The 20,105-nt window shown below is 34.1% G+C and carries 17 protein-coding genes; 10 read left to right on the top strand and 7 right to left on the bottom strand.

Features of this window, described 5'->3' with window-relative positions:
- Positions 1-289: 289 nt before the first annotated feature.
- Positions 290-631 carry a hypothetical protein gene (locus ABEB18_RS07340; protein ID WP_348798566.1) on the top strand — a complete coding sequence of 114 codons (342 nt, stop codon included), beginning with the start codon at positions 290-292 and terminating at the stop codon, positions 629-631.
- 21 nt (positions 632-652) lie between these two features.
- Here the strand turns inward: ABEB18_RS07340 and ABEB18_RS07335 are convergent, their stop codons facing one another.
- From ABEB18_RS07335 to ABEB18_RS07310, 6 genes are all read right to left on the bottom strand, one after another.
- Positions 653-2,161, bottom strand: a complete 1,509-nt coding sequence (locus tag ABEB18_RS07335; protein ID WP_438861438.1) for an FMN-binding glutamate synthase family protein — start codon at positions 2,159-2,161, stop codon at positions 653-655.
- Between the two features lie 97 nt (positions 2,162-2,258).
- Complete coding sequence (locus ABEB18_RS07330; RefSeq protein WP_348798564.1) at positions 2,259-3,062, bottom strand: NYN domain-containing protein; 804 nt, start codon at positions 3,060-3,062, stop codon at positions 2,259-2,261.
- 308 nt (positions 3,063-3,370) lie between these two features.
- Positions 3,371-4,573 (bottom strand): vWA domain-containing protein, encoded by a 1,203-nt coding sequence (locus tag ABEB18_RS07325; protein ID WP_348798563.1) that lies wholly within the window; start codon positions 4,571-4,573, stop codon positions 3,371-3,373.
- A 3-nt stretch (positions 4,574-4,576) separates the two neighbouring features.
- A complete protein-coding gene (locus tag ABEB18_RS07320; protein WP_348798562.1) occupies positions 4,577-5,683 on the bottom strand; it encodes an AAA family ATPase in 1,107 nt (368 codons plus the stop codon).
- A 42-nt stretch (positions 5,684-5,725) separates the two neighbouring features.
- The gene (locus ABEB18_RS07315; protein ID WP_348798561.1) at positions 5,726-7,315 is read right to left on the bottom strand and encodes a leucine-rich repeat domain-containing protein; all 1,590 of its coding nucleotides are present in this window, start codon (positions 7,313-7,315) and stop codon (positions 5,726-5,728) included.
- Positions 7,316-7,336: 21 nt separating this feature from the next.
- Entirely contained in the window at positions 7,337-10,843 is a 3,507-nt protein-coding gene (locus tag ABEB18_RS07310) for a leucine-rich repeat domain-containing protein (RefSeq protein ID WP_348798559.1), read from the bottom strand.
- Positions 10,844-11,352: 509 nt separating this feature from the next.
- Between ABEB18_RS07310 and capB the strand changes: the two genes are divergently transcribed.
- The 4 genes from capB (at position 11,353) to ABEB18_RS07290 (ending at position 15,080) form a co-directional block, all read left to right on the top strand.
- Positions 11,353-12,615: a cysteate-C-fatty acyltransferase gene (gene capB / locus ABEB18_RS07305; RefSeq protein WP_348798558.1), complete on the top strand. Its 1,263-nt coding sequence runs from the start codon at positions 11,353-11,355 to the stop codon at positions 12,613-12,615.
- A gap of 269 nt (positions 12,616-12,884) precedes the next feature.
- Complete coding sequence (locus tag ABEB18_RS07300) at positions 12,885-13,715, top strand: alpha/beta hydrolase (RefSeq protein ID WP_348798557.1); 831 nt, start codon at positions 12,885-12,887, stop codon at positions 13,713-13,715.
- A complete protein-coding gene (locus tag ABEB18_RS07295; protein WP_348798556.1) occupies positions 13,712-14,260 on the top strand; it encodes an RBBP9/YdeN family alpha/beta hydrolase in 549 nt (182 codons plus the stop codon). The genes ABEB18_RS07300 and ABEB18_RS07295 overlap by 4 nt, the downstream gene beginning before the upstream one ends.
- A gap of 1 nt (position 14,261) precedes the next feature.
- Positions 14,262-15,080 carry a sulfurtransferase gene (locus tag ABEB18_RS07290; protein ID WP_348798555.1) on the top strand — a complete coding sequence of 273 codons (819 nt, stop codon included), beginning with the start codon at positions 14,262-14,264 and terminating at the stop codon, positions 15,078-15,080.
- A 31-nt stretch (positions 15,081-15,111) separates the two neighbouring features.
- Here the strand turns inward: ABEB18_RS07290 and ABEB18_RS07285 are convergent, their stop codons facing one another.
- The gene (locus ABEB18_RS07285; RefSeq protein ID WP_348798554.1) at positions 15,112-15,447 is read right to left on the bottom strand and encodes a tRNA-binding protein; all 336 of its coding nucleotides are present in this window, start codon (positions 15,445-15,447) and stop codon (positions 15,112-15,114) included.
- A 147-nt stretch (positions 15,448-15,594) separates the two neighbouring features.
- Between ABEB18_RS07285 and ABEB18_RS07280 the strand changes: the two genes are divergently transcribed.
- The 5 genes from ABEB18_RS07280 to ABEB18_RS07260 are packed head-to-tail and all read left to right on the top strand — an operon-like array spanning position 15,595 to position 20,105.
- Positions 15,595-16,215 carry a TetR/AcrR family transcriptional regulator gene (locus ABEB18_RS07280; RefSeq protein WP_348798553.1) on the top strand — a complete coding sequence of 207 codons (621 nt, stop codon included), beginning with the start codon at positions 15,595-15,597 and terminating at the stop codon, positions 16,213-16,215.
- Positions 16,185-17,501, top strand: a complete 1,317-nt coding sequence (locus tag ABEB18_RS07275) for a TolC family protein (protein WP_348798552.1) — start codon at positions 16,185-16,187, stop codon at positions 17,499-17,501. The genes ABEB18_RS07280 and ABEB18_RS07275 overlap by 31 nt, the downstream gene beginning before the upstream one ends.
- A gap of 11 nt (positions 17,502-17,512) precedes the next feature.
- Entirely contained in the window at positions 17,513-18,415 is a 903-nt protein-coding gene (locus tag ABEB18_RS07270) for an HlyD family secretion protein (protein WP_348798551.1), read from the top strand.
- Positions 18,416-18,421: 6 nt separating this feature from the next.
- On the top strand, positions 18,422-19,372 hold the full coding sequence (locus ABEB18_RS07265; protein WP_348798550.1) for an ABC transporter ATP-binding protein: 951 nt from the start codon (positions 18,422-18,424) through the stop codon (positions 19,370-19,372).
- Complete coding sequence (locus ABEB18_RS07260; RefSeq protein WP_348798549.1) at positions 19,362-20,105, top strand: ABC transporter ATP-binding protein; 744 nt, start codon at positions 19,362-19,364, stop codon at positions 20,103-20,105. The genes ABEB18_RS07265 and ABEB18_RS07260 overlap by 11 nt, the downstream gene beginning before the upstream one ends.

Genomic DNA, 20,105 nt, shown 5'->3' with positions numbered 1-20,105 from the left:
AACTATGATTGGAACAACATAAAAACTACGTTAAAATACAGTTAAAACACTACTATTCAGAAGATTAAAAACAATAAAGTTGTATATTTGATATGCAGTTTTGATTAATTACTTGAGATATAATATCACAAATTTGAATAATTAGAAAAAATATCTTGATAGTCAGCTATACCGAATTATAGTAACGTATAAGTTAGATAATGATAAATCAAAACTACAATTGGGAGGATCGTAAAAGATCCTCCTTTTGTGTCTTTATAAACCAAAAACATTAAAACTATTATCAATCATGGAAAGTACTACAGCTGTTGAGCCAAAAACAATTACAACATTAGGTAATGGAACTATCGCAGATTTTGCAGAAAGTTTAGGAATGCTTTTTACAAGCAAAAAGACATCCAACAACAATGTCTGTTTTGCTGAAGTAGATGAATTACGCATTGAATACAAAGATATTTTCAGTCTGGAAAATTTATACGATTACCTTTTTGCTCTTTGGTATTCAAACTCTTTAGAAACACAAAAGGACTTTCCTCAAACCAATTTAAATGATTTACCCATCCCAAACGATAAAATCAAATTTTGGGAATTGGTTCATTTGGGCGAAGAATTACGACAAGCTGATTTATAAAAAATCCTTTCGTTTTATGGTTTAATGTTTCGTTACATTAGACAAATTGTCTGGGAAATATTTATCAGAAAGACTGGTAAACTCATCACCTCTCATAAAAATAGTAATATCGACATCGGCAAAAGAAGTTTTCCCAGCAGCCGCTAGAAGTTCGTTGGCAGCATGCAATGTATTTTTATGAAAATGATACACTCTTTCGGACTTATCCGTGACTACCAATCCTTTCATTAGCATTTTATTTTGAGTAGCCACACCTGTTGGACATTCGTTATTATTACAGCGCAATGCTTGAATGCAGCCCAAAGAAAACATAAATCCACGAGCTGAGTTACACATATCTGCCCCTAAAGCAATAGCTCTTAAGATAGAGTAACCTGAAATTATTTTTCCGCTACTAATCACTCTAATTTTTTCACGAATTCCTAAACGAATCAATGTTTTGTTTACAAAAATAAGTGCTGGTTCAAAAGGCATTCCAACACCATCAGCAAATTCTAGCGGTGCAGCTCCAGTTCCTCCTTCGGCTCCATCGACTGTTATAAAATCGGGAAAGCAATCTTGATGAATCATTTCGTCACAAAGTGCTTCAAATTCGGAAGTTTCACCTATACATAATTTAAATCCTATTGGTTTTCCGTTGGATAATTCACGAAGATGCGCAATAAACTCAACCAATCCTTTTGCATCCGAGAAAGCGGAATGACAAGGAGGCGAAAGAATAGTTGTATGAGGTTCTACTCCTCTAATTTTAGCAATTTGCTCTGTGTTTTTTTGAGCTGGTAGTACTCCACCGTGTCCAGGTTTTGCTCCTTGCGACAACTTGATTTCAATCATTTTTACCGCTGGAAGATTGGCTTTTTCAGAGAATTTTTCTGCATCAAAATTTCCTTCTGCATTACGACAACCAAAATAACCCGTTCCTATTTGCCAAGTAATATCACCACCGTGCTGATGAAACTGTGTTAAACCACCCTCACCTGTATTGTGATAGAAATTTCCTTTTTGAGCACCTTTGTTTAGCGCTACAATAGCATTTTCGCTCAGCGAACCAAAGCTCATAGCCGAAATATTCAATAACGAAGCCGAATAAGGCTGTTTACAATCGGGACCTCCAACTAAAACACGAGGCAATTCTTCATTAACAGTAGCTGGAAACATCGAATGCTTGATTCCTTCGTAGCTGGCTTGATTTAAAAGCAATTGTGTTCCAAATGGAGATGTTGCATCAATATTTTTAGCTCTTTGATACACCAAAGAACGTTGGTTTCTAGAAAACGGTTTACCATCTGTAGATCGCTCAATAAAGTATTGCTGAATTTCGGGCGAAATCATCTCAAAAAAATACCTAAAATACCCCAAAACAGGGAAGTTTCTTAAAATAGCATGCTTCTTTTGGATCGTATTGTAATAACCAACAATAATAAGAATCACCATTACAGTCGAAAATATAAATCCTGTTTTCAGGAAATAATTGAATCCAAGGGAAACAAACAACATTCCTAAAGCTATGGTAAACAACAGTTTTCTCATTAGTGATATATTTTAAAAGTTAATTTTGTTTCTGCTATTTTATACAATTCGTCCCTAACAGATTTCGAAAACCTGTTTAGATCTAAGTCAAAATATTTTAGGTGTAACGCAGTCGCACATAAACATGTTTTATGCCTTTTTTGTCTGATTCTCTTTCGTCTATTTCGAGAATGTCTGTTAATGATTTCAACATTGGTGTTAATTTAGAAAAACCGTAATTTCGAGGGTCGAATTCGGGTTTTTTCTTTACGATAAGATTCCCCACATCGCCAAGAAAAGCCCAACCATCATCGTCGCCAATGGCATCTAGAGTGCTTTCTATAAGTTCTATGGTTTGATTGTCTATTTTAGTAAAGGTTTCTTTTTCGGCTATCTTTTTGATCCCAGCTGCTGGAGTTGCACCTGTTTTTACCGATTTGGTTGGTGTGTTAATACTTTTTCTTGTCTTTTTGATCGCTCCATCTAAAACTTCGATAAACACAAATCGATCACAAGCACTGATAAAAGGTTTGGGTGTCTTTTTCTCTCCGAGACCAATGACAACCATACCAGATTCTCTAAGCCGAATAGCCAAACGAGTAAAATCACTATCACTGGAAACGATACAAAAACCATCTAGCTTACCCGAATAGAGTAAATCCATCGCATCGATAATCAAGGCCGAATCGGAAGAATTTTTTCCTGTAGTATATCCGTATTGCTGAATGGGTGTAATAGCATGTTCGAGTAAAACTGATTTCCAACCGTTTGAGTTTGACTTGGTCCAATCGGCATAAATTCGTTTGGTGGTTGGCGTACCGTATTTGGCAATCTCTTCCATCATTCCTTTGACATTGCTGTAGGGAACATTATCGGCATCAATAAGCACGGCGAGTTTTAGTTCTTTGGTATTTTGTGACATGAATATTTTAATAAAATGTTCCTATCAAAGATACAGTAATATTTTAAGTGCAAAAAATATTAGCAAAGATGTTTGGTAACCTATATGTAACCCCGTTTTTTTTTACATCTGGACAAACAATTGTTCTCAATTAATTCTAATACCAAATCTAGGTTTGGCTCCTAAAAATGGGAACAAACAACTCCAATCTATACTTGAAAGATATTGACTTTAAAAGAGACAGACAAGGATTTTCTAATTATAAAAGCCTTTTCAATAGCTCTAAACTTATGGCAAGATTCGATTAAAAACGGTAAGGCTATCAGGAATTAGACAAATGCAATTTTAATTTTTCTTCCTACTAAGAAACCCCAATTCTCCTTAGCAATACCATTGGAAGTTATCAACCACAAAATGGGACATCTGCTTTTGTAAATTGGTTTTGGACCAAAACCATCCGTAAAATAAATTAAAACATCTGGTTTGTGCTTTTCGTTTGCAAATTTTATGGGTTCATTAAAACAAGTTCCCCCCCTTCCATTACTTAATTTAGGCATTTTTCCTTTATAAAGATATTCCTTCTGGATAACAGTATCACACTCAACAATCATAATATCACACAATTGTTTCCAAATATGATATACTTCATTAAAAAATACCTCCAAATCATTTTTTTCAATACTACCCGATGTATCCAATGCAATTAATATCTTTTGCTTACTACGGATCTTAATACCCGGTGTCGTACCATAACGTTTAGAAGGACGCTTTAAGGTATTATGAACAAATGTTTTTTTACTGCTTCCCAAAAACAACTTAAGCATTCGTTTCCAATTTACCGAAGGTTGAAATCGCTGCAAGACTTCAGTTAATAAGATCTGAAGTTCAGCTGGAAGCAATCCAAATTCCTGAGTATTTATTCGTCTTGCACTATTCTCCAAACAAACATCTATCGTATTCTGTATATACTGTTTTGTTGCTCCTTCAAGATCACTAAGTTGATACCATTTTTGATGTTCATCTAATGGATTCTTTTCTACAACTATATCTTTGTTATCTTCTTCACTCACTCTCTTCGTAACAGATAATTCTTGTTCACCATAAACTTGTGCCAGTTTATGATAATAATAATCGACTGTCTGATTGGGTAAAAAATCTATTGACGGAAAATCATGAAGGCAAATAGCATCTGGAGTTAATTGTTCGGGTACCAAATATTGATTTACCACAACATCAGCAGCTATATGAAAAATATCTTTATTCCCAAAAAACTTCAATCTGAAAATGTGTTTTAATATCAAATGCATTATTTGATGTTTCAAACAGCCTATCTTTTGTTCGTCACTTTGAAGGCTTTTCCAATAATCAGAATTAACTAACAAAACAATACTTTTATTTTCTGTTATTGAAATTGAAACCCGACTAACTTCTTCACTAATAATTCTATCAATATGAGTAAAAAAATGCCCATAAAAAGACTCTTGAATCAATAGTTTTATGGCTGTTTTGCGAATGTCGTCTAAAACATTCATAAACTACATATTTAACAATAACAATTCGGTAATATAAGGATCTGCCACTATAGACTTAAGCAATGGATGCTTGATCATATCCTGAACCAATGATAGTCTAATATCATTTGGCAACACTTCGAGTTTTAGAAATTTCTTACTGTTTTCTACCTGAGCTGCACTTAGTTTAATTTCACCTATCTGTAAATAATTAACTAATCGTGTACAAATAGTTGCCAAAATATCTAAACGAAGATGATCTTGCATCAATACCTCTAAAGGTTTCTTTACTTCTTTATCGAAATTTTTGGCATTTAAAATTTCCTCTGGACTAACAAGTTTACTTAAATTATTATGCACAAAAGCTATAAATGCATTACTAGCTATAGGATCTAAACTTGAATCAGCTAACAATTGTACTAGTGCAAATTCTTTTTTCAAGTCTTTAATACATGAAATTGTATCAAAAAACTGAACGAGCGATCTTGGTGTAGTACGACCTCCCGAAATAAGTTCGGGATAAGTTAAAACAAAATTGATCCCTCTCTCATCAACAGCACTTTTTTCGGCCCATATAGCCCAAGCTTTTACATCAAATTGCATGCTTACGTGTAGCATTCTAGTAATCATAGCATCATCCATTGATGTCACCGAATAGTCACCTCCATCTGGGTTGGCAGTAAGTACAATAGTCCATTTTGAAGGAAGTTTCCAGCTCTGCAACTCGTAATTTTGAAGCAACTGCATAATCCCTCGCAGAATTCGATCATCGGCACGATTTACATCATCCAGCAAGAGAATACCTGGTACATCTTCTGTTGGCACCCATGCTGGCGGAACGAATACTGTTTTATCGTTTATGATTTTAGGCATCCCTAGCAAGTCCCCCATTTCTTCGAACTGCGCTGGTGCAATATAGGCAAACTGCATTCCATTGTCTTTGGCTAATTTCTCTACGAGTTCTGTTTTACCAATTCCATGTTCGCCCCAAATACAGACCGATTTTCTTTTTTTATTGTCTTTAATTGCAAATTCGTTGACTTTAACCACATGCAAAATGAATTTTTCTATTTCAAGTGCACTGGCATGTGTGCCGTAATAAACGTATTGTTGTTCGTTGTTTTTAATCATTTATCTTTAATGGATATACTTGTTTTTAAAGTCATGCTGCTACTAAACGCTCCATCTTTTATGAGAATCTTGGAATAAAACTTGACATTCTTTAGGTAAAAATGCTTGTTTCTGTTGCCAAATCGACTTATAATCTATGTCCTCAAAATTATATCCTGTTACAATCAATTGTTTCAAATTTGTCAGTGCTTGCAATGATTCAGGAAGCTCCTCTAACAGCTCTATGTCTATTTCTAACACCTCAAGTGAGGTTAATGTACTAACTACTTCAGGAAAATTATTAAAGTATGGCAACCCAAGATATTTTAAAGATGTTAGATTTGAAATACTATCTGGTAAATCATAAAAACTTAAAAAATAAAAATCTAATAATTCTAAGTGAACCAATGTGCCAATAAAATCAGGAATCTCTCGAAATCTAATTTTAGAATTCCCTTTAGAATCTACCAGATATAATTTTTTGAGTGAAGCAAATTGTTTAAGTTCTTGAGGAAATTCATCTAACTCTAAATCACTCAAATCCAAGGAATCATTTGTAATTCTATTTTTTAAAATAATCATTTTTTGTTGACTTTCTGACCTTTTAAAATAAGTAGATTTACTAAGCCTCTGCACTATATACATAACATCTAAATCCGTATGTTGTTCTAGCCAATCATATACTTTTTCATCGCTTGAATAAAACTCCAACGAATTATTGTATCTACTTTTATTAGATTCAATAAATTCGATAAAATCCTTTGGACCATACTTTTTAAAAAGCGTCTTCGCAGTTCTTACAAATGTCTTGTCCTTGGAGGTGTTAATAAAAATAAGCAACTCAGCAAGTAGTTCGTTGGAAACACCATTGGTTTTCATCATTTGAAAAGCAAGAGCTACATTGGCTGGATTCGCACTGTTAAGCATCGCTACAACATTATTAATAGCATTTTCATTTTTTTCTGTTTTTTCAGACAACAGTAGCTTATCAACTTTATTAATCCAATTATAAAAATTCTCTTCTGTCGTTATGGGTACATTGAATAATGGAGATTTCAATTTTGGTTCTTTGGCTAATACGACTACTTTGGTTTTTTCGTTAATAGTGTTTTGAAGATTTAAATCTAACTTTTTTAGTCTAGGCTTTATTTCAACAGATGTAAAGGCTTCTGTATTTCCAAGAATACAAATTTGTTCTTTTGCACTTATCGTTTCTACCATAGGGAATACAGCATTCAGTTTTGTTAAGGCATTCGTTTGAACCTCTTTCACTCTATAATCCAAGGCTGCAATCACCTGATCTATTTCTGGTACAACATCAAATTCCTGTTCTTGTAAAAGCATCAGAAACACCTTCGCTTGTGCCTCAGAAATTTTTTTTCGTTGAAAATCAAAAATAATTTGCCCTACTAACTGTATGTCTTCTGGTTTGTTTCTTTCAAAAAAGATAAACGTTTTGCTAAGACTTAGTATTTCTACAGGTACTGACAGATTTGAATTTCCTACAAAACGTAATTCTTTCAAACGCTCTAATTTTGTAATAGAAGCTGGTATCGCCAACGTTGAATTGCTAATGGTTAGTTTTTCTAAATCGGTTTGCTTAAAAACTTCCTCTGGTACTACCGCTATGTCGGTTAATATAAGCTCTTTCATAACTTTTAAGACAAATTAAAACTACCTCCAAATGATTACTTCGCACTCTGGCAACATCTCATTAACAGCTTTTTTTAACTTTTCCCTATTCTCATCATTATATCCGTCGCTAACCACTATCTTTTTCAAGTTCGTTAACGAAGCAAGAACCTTTGGATTCTTTAAGAGTAAATACATGCTTACTTCCAGTTCTTCCAAAGTATGCAACTCTAAAATTATGCTTGGAAATGTTTCAAACACATTAGCATTACCAGGACTTGCCCAAGTACTAAAGACAGATAATCGTTTTAATTTTTTTAACCTCTTAAATTCATCAGGAAGTGTAGAAATACCGATGCTTCCAATCCAAAGTTCCTCTAGGTTTTCTAATTCTAATATTTCCATCGGAAACATACCAAAAGGGTTATTTGCTAAATGTAATTTTTTAAGATTTTTCAGTTGACCAATACTTTCTGGAACTTTAGATATGGAATACCTTGTATGACTGGTTCCGTTACTCAATATCAATTCTTCTAATTTATGCAAACCAAGTATTTCATCAGGAAACTTCTTAAAAGCAGCTGTACTAATATTAAGTTTTTTAAGATTACTAAGGTTAGCAATCTCTTTTGGTAATTTACTAAAACTAGACTGTGAAATATCTAAACTTTCCAGCAATTCTAATTCGGTAATATATACAGGAAATTCTTTATACTTACCTCCTCGCCAAGTAATTTTTCTGATTCGGTCTTTCAGTTCTACAATCTCATCAGATACTATATAAATCTGACCTTCTTCTACCTTGTTTTTTTCTCCATAATAATCATAATTTCTATCTATAGATGCCTCCAACACTTCCTTTTTAATAGCCGAAGTCCCATGTACAAGCAAATATTCGAAAGCTTTGAATTGTGTTTTTCGAAATACTGTATAAGCGATCTTCAATTTATCCAAGCCTGCTTTTTCAGAAAATGTATTAATATATTCCTCAATCTTTTTCTCACTAGCTGATTTAAACCCATATTTCCCTGCTAAAACAGTTTGTAAATTTTCTGAACCAAAAACTTTTATCAACTGCTCTATTTCTTTTTTTACTTTTTTATCAGTAGCATATTGATAGCTAATGAATAATTCAGTCTCAAAAACTGATGTAGCGTTATATTCTCTAATTAACTCTATAGCCATGGATACGTTGCTATCATCAGAGCTTAAGAGCAAAGAAAGAATTTGTTCCTGCGGAAAATCTTCGGCAATATCCATTTGTAGATTTTCGGAAACACCAATTTTATTCTGATTACTTTCTGTAACCCACTGAATAGTTGAAGATGTTACCTTGTTCAGTATATCACCTGGTTTTTCACCTACAAGAATGTGTGTGGTTTTTGTTGAAATCTTATTAGTAACAGTTGCTCCCAATGCTTGAACCTCAGCTTTAATATCACCCAAACTTTTTGAAAACTTCCCGACAATATATACTTCTGAACCCGAAACTATTGGGTTATCTAATAACGATGTACTAACAGTATTACCAATCCACAACAAAGTATTTGTTCTCAACATTCCAACACTAGAATTAAGAGCTGCAAAAGCATCTTCAAATGTACCATGAGTAGCGACATATTCATTATTTTTCTGAAGCAACGCCAAAAACACAGCCAATTGTCTCTTTTCTGTTTTTGCATTTAATCCTTCTTCAAATATTTTTTTAGCTTCTGTACTTGGGAATCCGTTTTTGGATAATTCTACCCTTTCCAATAATGGTAAGGTAAATATAGACTCTGGTAAATGTGTTAATTGTTTATTTTCGCAAATAATTAAAGTTCTCAATTTCAAAAGCTGATCGATTTCAACAGGCAAACTCTTCAGTGCTGTATCGCTAATTTGTAACGAATATAATTTACTTAAACTACCTATTTCTCTGTCTATTTCTTCTACTTGCCCATGCTTAATGCAAAAATCCTCAAGGTCTTTAAAATGACTTATCTCTTTTGGAATTTTATTAATTTTCAGACTACTTAATATCAATTTTTTCAGGTTACCCAATCTTCCTAAATAAGCAGGAAATGCTGCAAGACGTTTAAATTCTAGATCAACAGTCTCCAATTTGAGATCTAACAATTCCTTAGGAAACTCTACCAATGGATTATCTAATAGTTGAATTTGCTTTAGTTTTTTTAATTGAGCAACAGCAGGGGAAATTGATTTTAGACCTGTTTCATCTATATAAATACTTTCTATATTAATTCCATTTGCAATCACATCAGGAATAGTTCCGTTAGGTAAAGATTTATTATAGAATCTTATTTCTAATCTATTAAATTTTTCAGGATGCTCTTTAAACTCTTCCGAGAAAAGATCTTTACAGTATTCATTACTGTAATTTCGTTTATATTTCTTAATTAATTCTTTGTATTCGTCTGTTGTTCTTAGTAGCTCTAAATCAGGGTCATTAGTTACATTATGTTCGTTATTGAACAAATAGCCATAATGAAATGCCTTTTGTAACCAAACAAGAGCTTCTTCATTATTATTAATTGAAGCATATAAACAGCATTTATTAAAATAGCCTGAGCCTATTTCTGGGGATTTAGCGATCGCTTTATCTAACAAAGTAATCGCTTCATTGTATTTACCTAATGCCATTTGGACTATGGCAAAATTATTAAATGTCCAAAAATCAGCATTACCAGTATCTATTGTCTTTTGATACACTGGAATTGCTGCTTTAAACTCTCCCAATTGGTGCAAAGTATAGGCCCATCTAAAATAACTTTGCCAAACTTCTGTCTCATTTGTCTTTTCGCCTTCTATGGTTGCTAACTCAAAATACTCAATTGCTTTTGTTTTATTATTTTGGTTTAAAGCAATCCAGGCAGCATAGCAATACCCCATATAAGTTTTCGCATCTAAATAATATTGTAATGCATCTTCGAAATCTTCTTGTGCTTGATATACCTGTCCTAAAAAAAAGTTAGCGCCATGCCCCGCATTCAAAAAATAACTTTTTGCAGTATCAAAATCATTTTGAATAAGTGCAATTTCCCCTCTTAACAATGCTAATTGTTCTGATTCATTTTGACTTTTCACCAGCGCACTAAGAGATTCACATATATCCTTGGCCTTCATTAATTCGTTTTTTTGAATTAATGAGCGAATAGTAATCAAATTTTCTTCGAAATTCCCATCTATTAATTTGGTTTCTGTCCGTTTTTCTACAACTTCAGTAATTTCAGCAATTTGTGGTTTTACTGTAACTTTTGATTTTTCTTTTGTCAATATAACGCTATCGCTTACAACTGCAGCCTTTTTTGCTGGAGTCACAGTCTCAATCATTGATATCTGATCCTCTTCAACATATCCTTTTTTGAGCTTTTCTTGTATTAGTTTTTGGGCTTGTGTAAGACAAATAGTTTCTTGTTCGAAAGTTTTAGTTGATGATTGTCCTGTAGTTCCACTTCTTCCATAAGTTACAGTAAATAATGTACCGGAAACCTCAATATTCCAAAATTTATCAGACTTATCGTCTTTAAAAACCAATTCTTTTTTCATAGCAACTTTATCTAAACATTACTTTTTAATATAAAACATTGACATTCTAAACATCATACAGATTCCTGATGTACTTTTCATTAATCTAAGTTCAACAACCCTATTTTAATCTTACAGTTAATAATTGAGTTTAGTAGATTTAAATAAAATAGAGTCTTTTATCTTTCTAGTTTCTTCTCAAATCTTGATTCTTTTTAATAAATTCAAACACCTCTGATTAAAAGTTAAATGTAGTATTGCTGCTATTAACCAACCTCATTACAAATAGTGATTTCGGTACATTAATAGCTTTTTTTTACTGAGAGATTGCATAAATCCCCTGAGAGTCAACTAGGAAAAAAGGTTGTATTCAAAAACTTGTAATGAACAGCCAGAATGGATACAAATGATTGTTTTGCTTAATATTAACAGAATGGGAGTGAATATTTTTAAGCTTTGAAGGTGCTAATACGCTATAAATATTTATTTTTGCAACTTCTCAAATTTAAAAGAATTACATATTATATATTATGGTAAAAGATTTATTCGAAAGAATTCAAGAAAATAAAGGACCATTAGGAAAGTGGGCTTCGCAAGCTGAGGGATATTTTGTGTTCCCAAAATTAGAAGGAGAACTTGGTCCAAGAATGAAATTTCAAGGAAAAGATATTTTAAACTGGAGTTTGAACGACTATTTAGGATTGGCCAATCATCCAGAAGTGCGTAAAGCCGATACTGATGCCGCTATTGCTTATGGTGCGGCTGCGCCAATGGGAGCTCGTATGATGTCTGGTCACACTACATACCACGAACAATTAGAAAACGAATTGGCTGCTTTTGTAATGAAAGAGTCGGCTTATTTGCTAAATTTTGGTTACCAAGGAATGGTATCTATAATTGATGCATTAGTAACTCGAAACGATGTAATTGTGTATGATGTTGATGCTCACGCTTGTATTATTGATGGTGTTCGTTTGCATAGCGGAAAACGTTTTACTTACAAGCACAACGACATCGAAAGTATGGAGAAAAACCTGCAACGTGCTACCAAAATTGCTACCGAAACTGGAGGAGGAATCCTATTTATCACCGAAGGTGTTTTTGGAATGCGTGGTCAACAAGGAAAATTGAAAGAAATTGTTGCTATGAAAGAAAAATACAATTTCCGCCTTTTGGTTGATGATGCTCACGGTTTTGGAACTCTAGGAAAAACTGGTGCTGGTGCTGGTGAAGAGCAAGGTTGCCAAGACGGAATTGATGTTTACTTTTCAACATTTGCTAAATCGATGGCTAATATTGGGGCTTTCGTTGCTGCCGATAAAGACGTTATTGATTATTTAAAATACAATTTACGTTCTCAAATGTTTGCCAAAGCATTACCAATGATTCAAACAATTGGTTCATTGAAACGTTTAGAATTGCTACGTCAATCATCGGCTATAAAAGACAAACTTTGGGTTAATGTAAATGCATTACAAAACGGATTGAAAGAAAAAGGTTTTAATATTGGTGATACTAACACTTGTATTACTCCTGTTTACTTAGAAGGAAGTATTCCAGAAGCGATGGTTATGGTAAACGACTTAAGAGAAAATTACGGTATTTTCCTTTCTATAGTTGTGTATCCAGTAATCCCAAAAGGAATTATCTTGTTGCGTATGATTCCAACTGCTTCTCATACTTTAGAGGATATTGCAGAAACTTTAACTGCTTTTGAAGCCATTCGTGAGAAACTTACTAACGGAACCTATAAAGAAATTGCTGCCAGAACAACGGTTGACATGGAAGCTTAATTTTAATTTCTATATATCATCACAAAATCCATTCTATTTTTTAGAGTGGATTTTTTTTTGCAGGAGCACAACTTGAGCCAGTTTACATCAAGTTTAGTCCTGCTGTCCGCTGCAATCTTTTGTAGATAAGGGTTTAAAACCCCTCTCTACAAAAGGATTTCCACTTCCATCAGGGCTATTTTAGAACTTTTAGTCTTTCATAAGAACACCTAAAAAGCGTATGAAAAAATCTGTATTTTTATAGTTTCAAAACACAAACTAAACTCAAAATGAAAAGAATAAATATTTTAATACTACTCTTATTTTCAGTCGGATTTAGTTTTGCACAAAAAACAGAATATGCCACGATTAGCAACATTCCTTATTATAGTGAAACTAATTCTAAAACAGATTCTTATAAAAAAGAACGCTGTGTAATTGATATTTACTATCCTAAAAACACAAATAATTTCGCTACTGTAATTTGGTTTCATGGCGGTGGCTTGACTGGTGGTAACAAAGAACTCCCCGAGGGATTAAAAAATAAAGGATTAGGTATAATTGCCGTAAATTACAGATTATCACCCAATGTAAAAGTGCAACAATGCATTGAAGATGCTGCCAAAGCCGTAGCCTGGACATTTCAAAACATTACAACCTATGGCGGAGACACCTCATTGCTATTTGTTTCAGGACATTCGGCTGGAGCTTATTTGGCCATGATGGTAGGTTTAGACAAAAAGTGGCTACATGCCGAAGGCATCGATGCCAACAAAATTGCAGGATTGATTCCGCTAAGTGGCCAAACCATCACCCATTTCGAATCCCGAAAAGAGAGAGGTATTCCAGAAACTCAACCCATTATTGATGCCTTTTCACCATTGTATCATTCTCGTTTCGATGCGCCACCATTGTTGTTGATTACAGGAGATCGGGAATTAGAAATGTTAGGTCGCTACGAAGAAAATGCCTATATGGCGAGAATAATGAAAATAAACAATCATAAAGAAACCACCCTGTATGAATTACAAGGCTATGGACACAATATGACCGAACCAGCATTTCCATTGGTCGTAAAAGAAATTAGCCGAATTATAGCTTTAAAAAATAAAAAAAAATGATTCCGCACTTACTTATTATTCCTGGACTTGGCGATTCTGGAGAAAAACATTGGCAAAGCTTTTGGTTGCAAAAATTCACCAATTCAACCAAAGTAATTCAAGACAATTGGGATGTGCCTCAACTCGACGAATGGCTAGAAAGACTCTCTGCAACTATTCAAAAAATAAACCAGCCCACCATTTTAGTAGCCCATAGCCTAGCGGTTTCATTAGTAATGCATTGGCTATCCAAAAACACGAATACCAACATTGTAGGCGCTATGCTTGTTGCTCCAGCCGATGTAGATTCGCCCTTGCACACCCCCGATTTTTTAAGACACTTCTCTCCTATTCCTATTCAGCGACTAACTATCCCTTCTTTCGTTTTAGGAAGCGAAAATGATACCTATATGACACTCGAAAGAGCGCAGAAACTAGCTGCATTTTGGGGAAGTGATTTTATCAATATGGGCCAAATTGGCCACATCAATTCGGATTCTGATTTAGGCTACTGGGAAGATGGACAAGAATTATTACATCAATTAATTGCTAAAACAAATTTTTAAAATGAGTAATCCGATAGTTTCACCTGCTTGGCTTTTCAAACATTTAAATCATGCCGATCTTATTGTACTCGAAGCCCGATTAGAACAAAACCAATCGAACGTAGAAAATCAAAATCCAGGCTTGCAAATTCCAGGAGCCCGCGTTTTTGATATCAAAAACAATTTTAGCGATACCAGTAATCCTTTGCCCAATACTTTTCCATCGGTGGAAAAATTCACAACCGAAAGCCAAAAAATAGGCATCAACCAAAACAGCATTATTGTGGTTTATGATACTTTGGGAATTTATTCTAGCCCAAGAGCTTGGTGGATGTTTAAAACAATGGGACATAACAATGTTTTTGTTTTAGATGGAGGACTTCCGGAATGGATTAAAGAAGGGTATCCGACAGAGAAATATTGTAAAACCACTTATCCAAAAGGAAATTTTGTAACCAACCTTAATTTGGATGCAATAAAAAGTAAAGAACAAATTCTAGAAAACATTTCATCTCAAGAAGCTCTACTTATTGATGCAAGATCATCAGATCGATTTCATGCCATACAAGAAGAACCTAGAGCTGGTATGCGAAGCGGTCATATTCCAAATTCTATTAATATTCCTTATACAACGCTTCAACAAAACGGAAAATACAAATCAAAATCTGAATTAGCAGAGATTTTAAACTTCAACAACCAACCTTTATACTTTACATGTGGCTCTGGCATAACTGCTTGTATTGTTTTATTGGCAAGTGAATTAGTTTCAGAAAACTCAAAAGCTGTTTACGACGGTTCTTGGACAGAATGGGGCGCTAGCGACTTACCCATTGAAAAATAACCCAAAAAAGGGTAGTTTTATTTACCCAAAACTACCCAATCCTCAAGCCATTTTCTATTTTAAAATCGGGAGCTAGTAAAATAACATCTCCCTCCTCTCCCATTGCACCAAGAACCAAACACTCGCTCATAAATTTCCCTATTTGTTTCTTTGGAAAATTGACCACTGCCACAATTTGCCTTCCTTTCAAAACCTCTTTTGTATATCGTTTAGTTATTTGCGCCGAAGTTTTTCTGACTCCTATTGCATTTCCAAAATCAATGGTGAGTTGAAAAGCTGGTTTCCGGGCTTCAGGAAAATCATTTACCTCGAGTATCGTTCCCACTCGCATTTCGACTCTTTCAAATTCTGACCACTTTAAATCCATAACTTTTTTTTACTAAGATACTACCGTTTTCCATGAGTTTTGGAAACATTTTTCAATTAGAAAAAACAAAATTTAATCAAATGATTAAATATTTTGTTTAACTTATTTGTTTTTTATTTAAATTTATCATTACAAAACTGAAAATCAATGACATCTGCATTAGACAAAAAAAGTACCGAAGAAAAAATAAAAGAAGCCGCTAGAATTGTATTCTACAAAAAAGGCTTTGCAGCTACACGTACACGAGATATTGCCGAACAAGCCGATATTAATCTAGCCCTTTTAAATTACTATTTCAGAAGTAAACAAAAACTTTTTGAAGTAATCATGCTAGAAGTTCTTACTGGATTTATTAAAAATTTAGTCATTGCCTTAAATAATGACCAAACTACATTCGAAGACAAAATCCAAGACATTGCCATACGTTATATTGATTTAATAAGCAAAGAACCCGAAATTCCAACTTTTATAATCACAGAAATCCGAAACAATCCCCAATTATTACTAAAACATTTACCCATAAAAGAAATTATGAGTAATTCAGTATTTTTTAAACAACATAAAGAATTGGTAACACAAAAAAGAATCTCAGAACCCAATCCGTTGCATTTTTTAATGAATATGATGGGACTAATTGTTTTTCCATTTATAATCAAACCGCTATTAATAGGAAGTCAAAACATACAACTTGAGGAATTTGATCGACTAATGCAAGACCGAAAAAAATTAATTCCGATATGGATTCAATCAATGTTTATAATCAAATAAAGTATCAAAATTTTAAAAGTGCTCTAAAAATGATTTACACCATGCAAAAACCATTATTATCCTTATGTTTTCTTTTGTTTGCCACTATTGGCAATATAAATGCACAACAGATAACTCTTGACCAATGCAATGAAATGGCAACCCAAAATTATCCATTAATAAAACAATATTCATTGATCGAAAAAAGCAAAGAATACACCATTAGCAATGCTAACAAAGCTTATTTACCACAAGTAAGCATTACAGCAATTGAAGGTTATGTATTTGGAGATTTCCCGAGTATGGGAACGGGCGATGATAGCAAATTTAAATTTATTGGTTTGGGACAAATTAATCAAACCATTTGGGATGGAGGCGCCACAAAAACACAAAAAAACATCATTAAAACATCTTCGGATGCGGATAAAGCCTCAATAGATGTTTCGATGTACGAACTCCGATCAAGAGTCAATCAATTATATTTTGGTATTTTGCTCATTGACGAGCAAATAAAACAACTCGACATTCAAAACAAAATACTCGGAAACACGCTAGACAAAGTAAACAAAATGTTCGATAATGGCTTAGCCTACAAAACAGATGTTGACGAAATAAAAGTAGAACGATTGAATATTGAAAAGCAAAAAAAAGATTTTATCTATACCCGACAAGGCTACCAAACAGTACTTTCTTATTTAACAGGAATCTCGTTAAATGAAAGCACCCACTTCGAAATCCCTCTTTCAAAATTAACAACAGAGCAGTCTATTAATCGTCCAGAACTAACATTGTACAACAAACAGCGAGAACTCATTCAAGCCCAATCCGAAATGCAAAAAGTTGGACTCATGCCAAAATTGGGTTTGTTGGGAACAGGAGTTGTGTTTGCACCTGGTATAAATCTGGGAGCAACCAAAATGTCATCTGTTGGTGTACTAGGTGTGAGTGTTTCTTGGGATACCCAATTTTTATATAAAAACGCAAACGAAAAGAAACTAACCCAGCAAAAATTAGATCAAATTAATGTTCAAGAAGAGACCTTTCTGTTTAACACCAATTTTCAAATGAAGCAGAAGAATGCTGATATCGAGAGAAAAGAAGCCATCCTAAAAGACGATCAGGAAATCGTTAAACTACGACAAAACATCAGAGAAGGATACCAACTAAAATACGACACAGGAGCTGGCCCATTAACCGATTTACTCAACGCAACCGAAAAAGAAGGTGCAGCTCGAGCCGAAAAAGCTTTACATGAAATACAACTGCTTATCTCTAAATATGAATATCAAACTATTTCAGGAAACTAACACTTTTTATTATGAAAATCACTCGACTTATATACCTTTCAACCTTTACATTTTGCTTTCTAGCATGTACTAAAAACAATAACGAATTTGACGCTTCTGGTTCCTTTGAAGCGGTAGAAACAATACTTTCGGCAGAAGCCAATGGTAAAATTCTTGCCCTTTCGGTAGAAGAAGGAAAAGAATTGTTGGCAGGGCAAAAAGTGGGCTACATTGACAGCACACAACTCTACATCAGCAAATTGCAACTACAACAAAACCAAAAAGCAATTCTAAGTGGCAGACCTACCGAAAACATCCAAACCGAAAGCCTAAAAAAACAACTTACCAACGCATTACTAGACAGTAATAGAATGGACAAACTTGTTAAAGGAGGTGTTGCTTCGCAAAAACAACTAGACGACGCCAATGCTAAGGTAGCTACACTACGTGCGCAAATTAGTGCACAAGAAAACACACTACAAACCACAACTGCAAATCTTAACGAACAAGGAAATACCGTAGCAGTTCAGTTAAAAGGAATTCAGGACCAGCTTACCAAATGTGTTATCACAAATCCTATTAAAGGTGTTGTTTTAACAAAATATATCGAACAATATGAAATGGCCGTAATTGGTAAACCTCTTTATAAAATTGCCAATATCGAAACCCTAAATTTAAAAGCTTATGTAACGGGAACACAACTTTCTCAAATTAAAATTGGTCAAGAAGTAAAAGTTAGAATTGATAATGGAAAAGAAAATTACAAAGAATATCCTGGAACAATAATCTGGATTTCGGACAAATCGGAGTTTTCACCCAAAACGATTCAAACCAAAGACGAAAGAGCCAATCTGGTTTATGCCATCAAAGTTAAGGTTAAAAACGACGGCTACTTAAAAATCGGAATGTATGGCGAAGTACTTTTTTCAAAATAAAACTCTATGCATTCTGTAAGCGTAAAAAATATAGTAAAAACCTATGGCGATGTCATGGCTGTCAACAATGTTTCCTTTGAGGTCAAAAAAGGAGAACTTTTTGGATTGATTGGCCCTGATGGTGCAGGAAAAACTTCGCTTTTCAGAATACTCACTACTTTAGTATTGGCCGAAAAGGGTTCAGCCACCGTTGAAGGTTTTGATGTTGTAAACGAGTACAAAGCCATTCGTGATATTGTAGGGTATATGCCTGGGCGTTTCTCTCTCTATCAGGATTTGACCGTAGAAGAGAATTTGACTTTTTTTGCAACTGTATTCAATACCACAATCGAAGAAAATTACGAACTAATAAAAGACATCTACAACCAGATAAAACCTTTTAATGACAGACGAGCTGGGAAACTCTCTGGTGGTATGAAACAAAAACTTGCCTTATGTTGCGCCTTGATTCACAAACCTAAAATTCTTTTTCTGGACGAACCAACCACTGGAGTTGATGTGGTATCGAGAAAAGAATTTTGGGATATGCTTGCAAAACTAAAAGAACAGAATATCACAATAGTTGTTTCGACACCCTATATGGACGAAGCCAAATTATGCGATCGCATTGCATTGATGCAAAACGGAAAAATAATGTCTATTGATGAGCCAGATCGTATTATAAAAAAATTTCCGAAGACACTTTTTGCTACAAAGGCAGACTCTATTTATAAATTATTGGAAGATTTACGTTCGGATGAAGAAGTAGAAAGCTGTTACGCTTTTGGAGAGTACATACATCTCACTTTAGTTTCGGATGAAACAGCTGAAAATGCAGTACGAAAAATCGCCATGAAGTATCAAGCCCAGAACTTAGAGGTAAAAAAAATCACCCCTACAATCGAGGATAGTTTTATTCGTCTTATGGAAGAACAAAATTTAAAATCAGCAACAAACAAAGTATCCGATGGAAAATAAGGCAATCATTTGCAAAGATCTTTCAAAAAGATTTGGCGATTTTAAGGCAGTAGATAAAATCACTTTTGATGTAAATCAGGGGGAAATATTTGGATTTTTAGGTGCGAATGGAGCAGGCAAAACCACTGCAATGCGAATCCTTTGCGGATTATCCTATCCTACCTCTGGCGAAGCAACTGTGGCGGGATTCAATGTCTATAAAGAGCAAGAACAAATCAAAAAGAATATTGGCTATATGAGTCAAAAATTCTCCTTATATGACAATTTAAGCATTCTGGAAAACATAGAATTTTACGGAGGCGTTTACGGCGTTTCGCGTCCTGAAATAAAAAAAAGAAGCGAAGAACTCATCGTTCGATTAGGCTTAGAAAAAGAAGCCAAAAAAATGGTAGGCGAACTACCCTTAGGTTGGAAACAAAAACTAGCCTTTTCTGTAGCTATTTTTCATCGCCCAAAAATAGTATTCTTGGATGAACCCACAGGTGGAGTTGATCCTTTAACCAGAAGACAATTTTGGGATATGATTTATCAGGCGGCCGAGGATGGCATTACCGTTTTTGTAACCACACACTATATGGACGAGGCAGAATACTGTAATCGTATTAGTATTATGGTAGATGGTAGAATCGAAGCAATGGATAGTCCTACCAATTTAAAAAAGCAATTCAACACCCACTCGATGGACGAAGTCTTTTTTCAATTGGCTAGAGGTGCTAAACGAAAATCAGATTAA

Source organism: Flavobacterium adhaerens, assembly GCF_040045115.1.
Lineage (GTDB): Bacteria > Bacteroidota > Bacteroidia > Flavobacteriales > Flavobacteriaceae > Flavobacterium > Flavobacterium adhaerens.
Note: the sequence above shows the minus strand (reverse complement) of the source record. Positions and strands in the feature narration are given on the sequence as shown.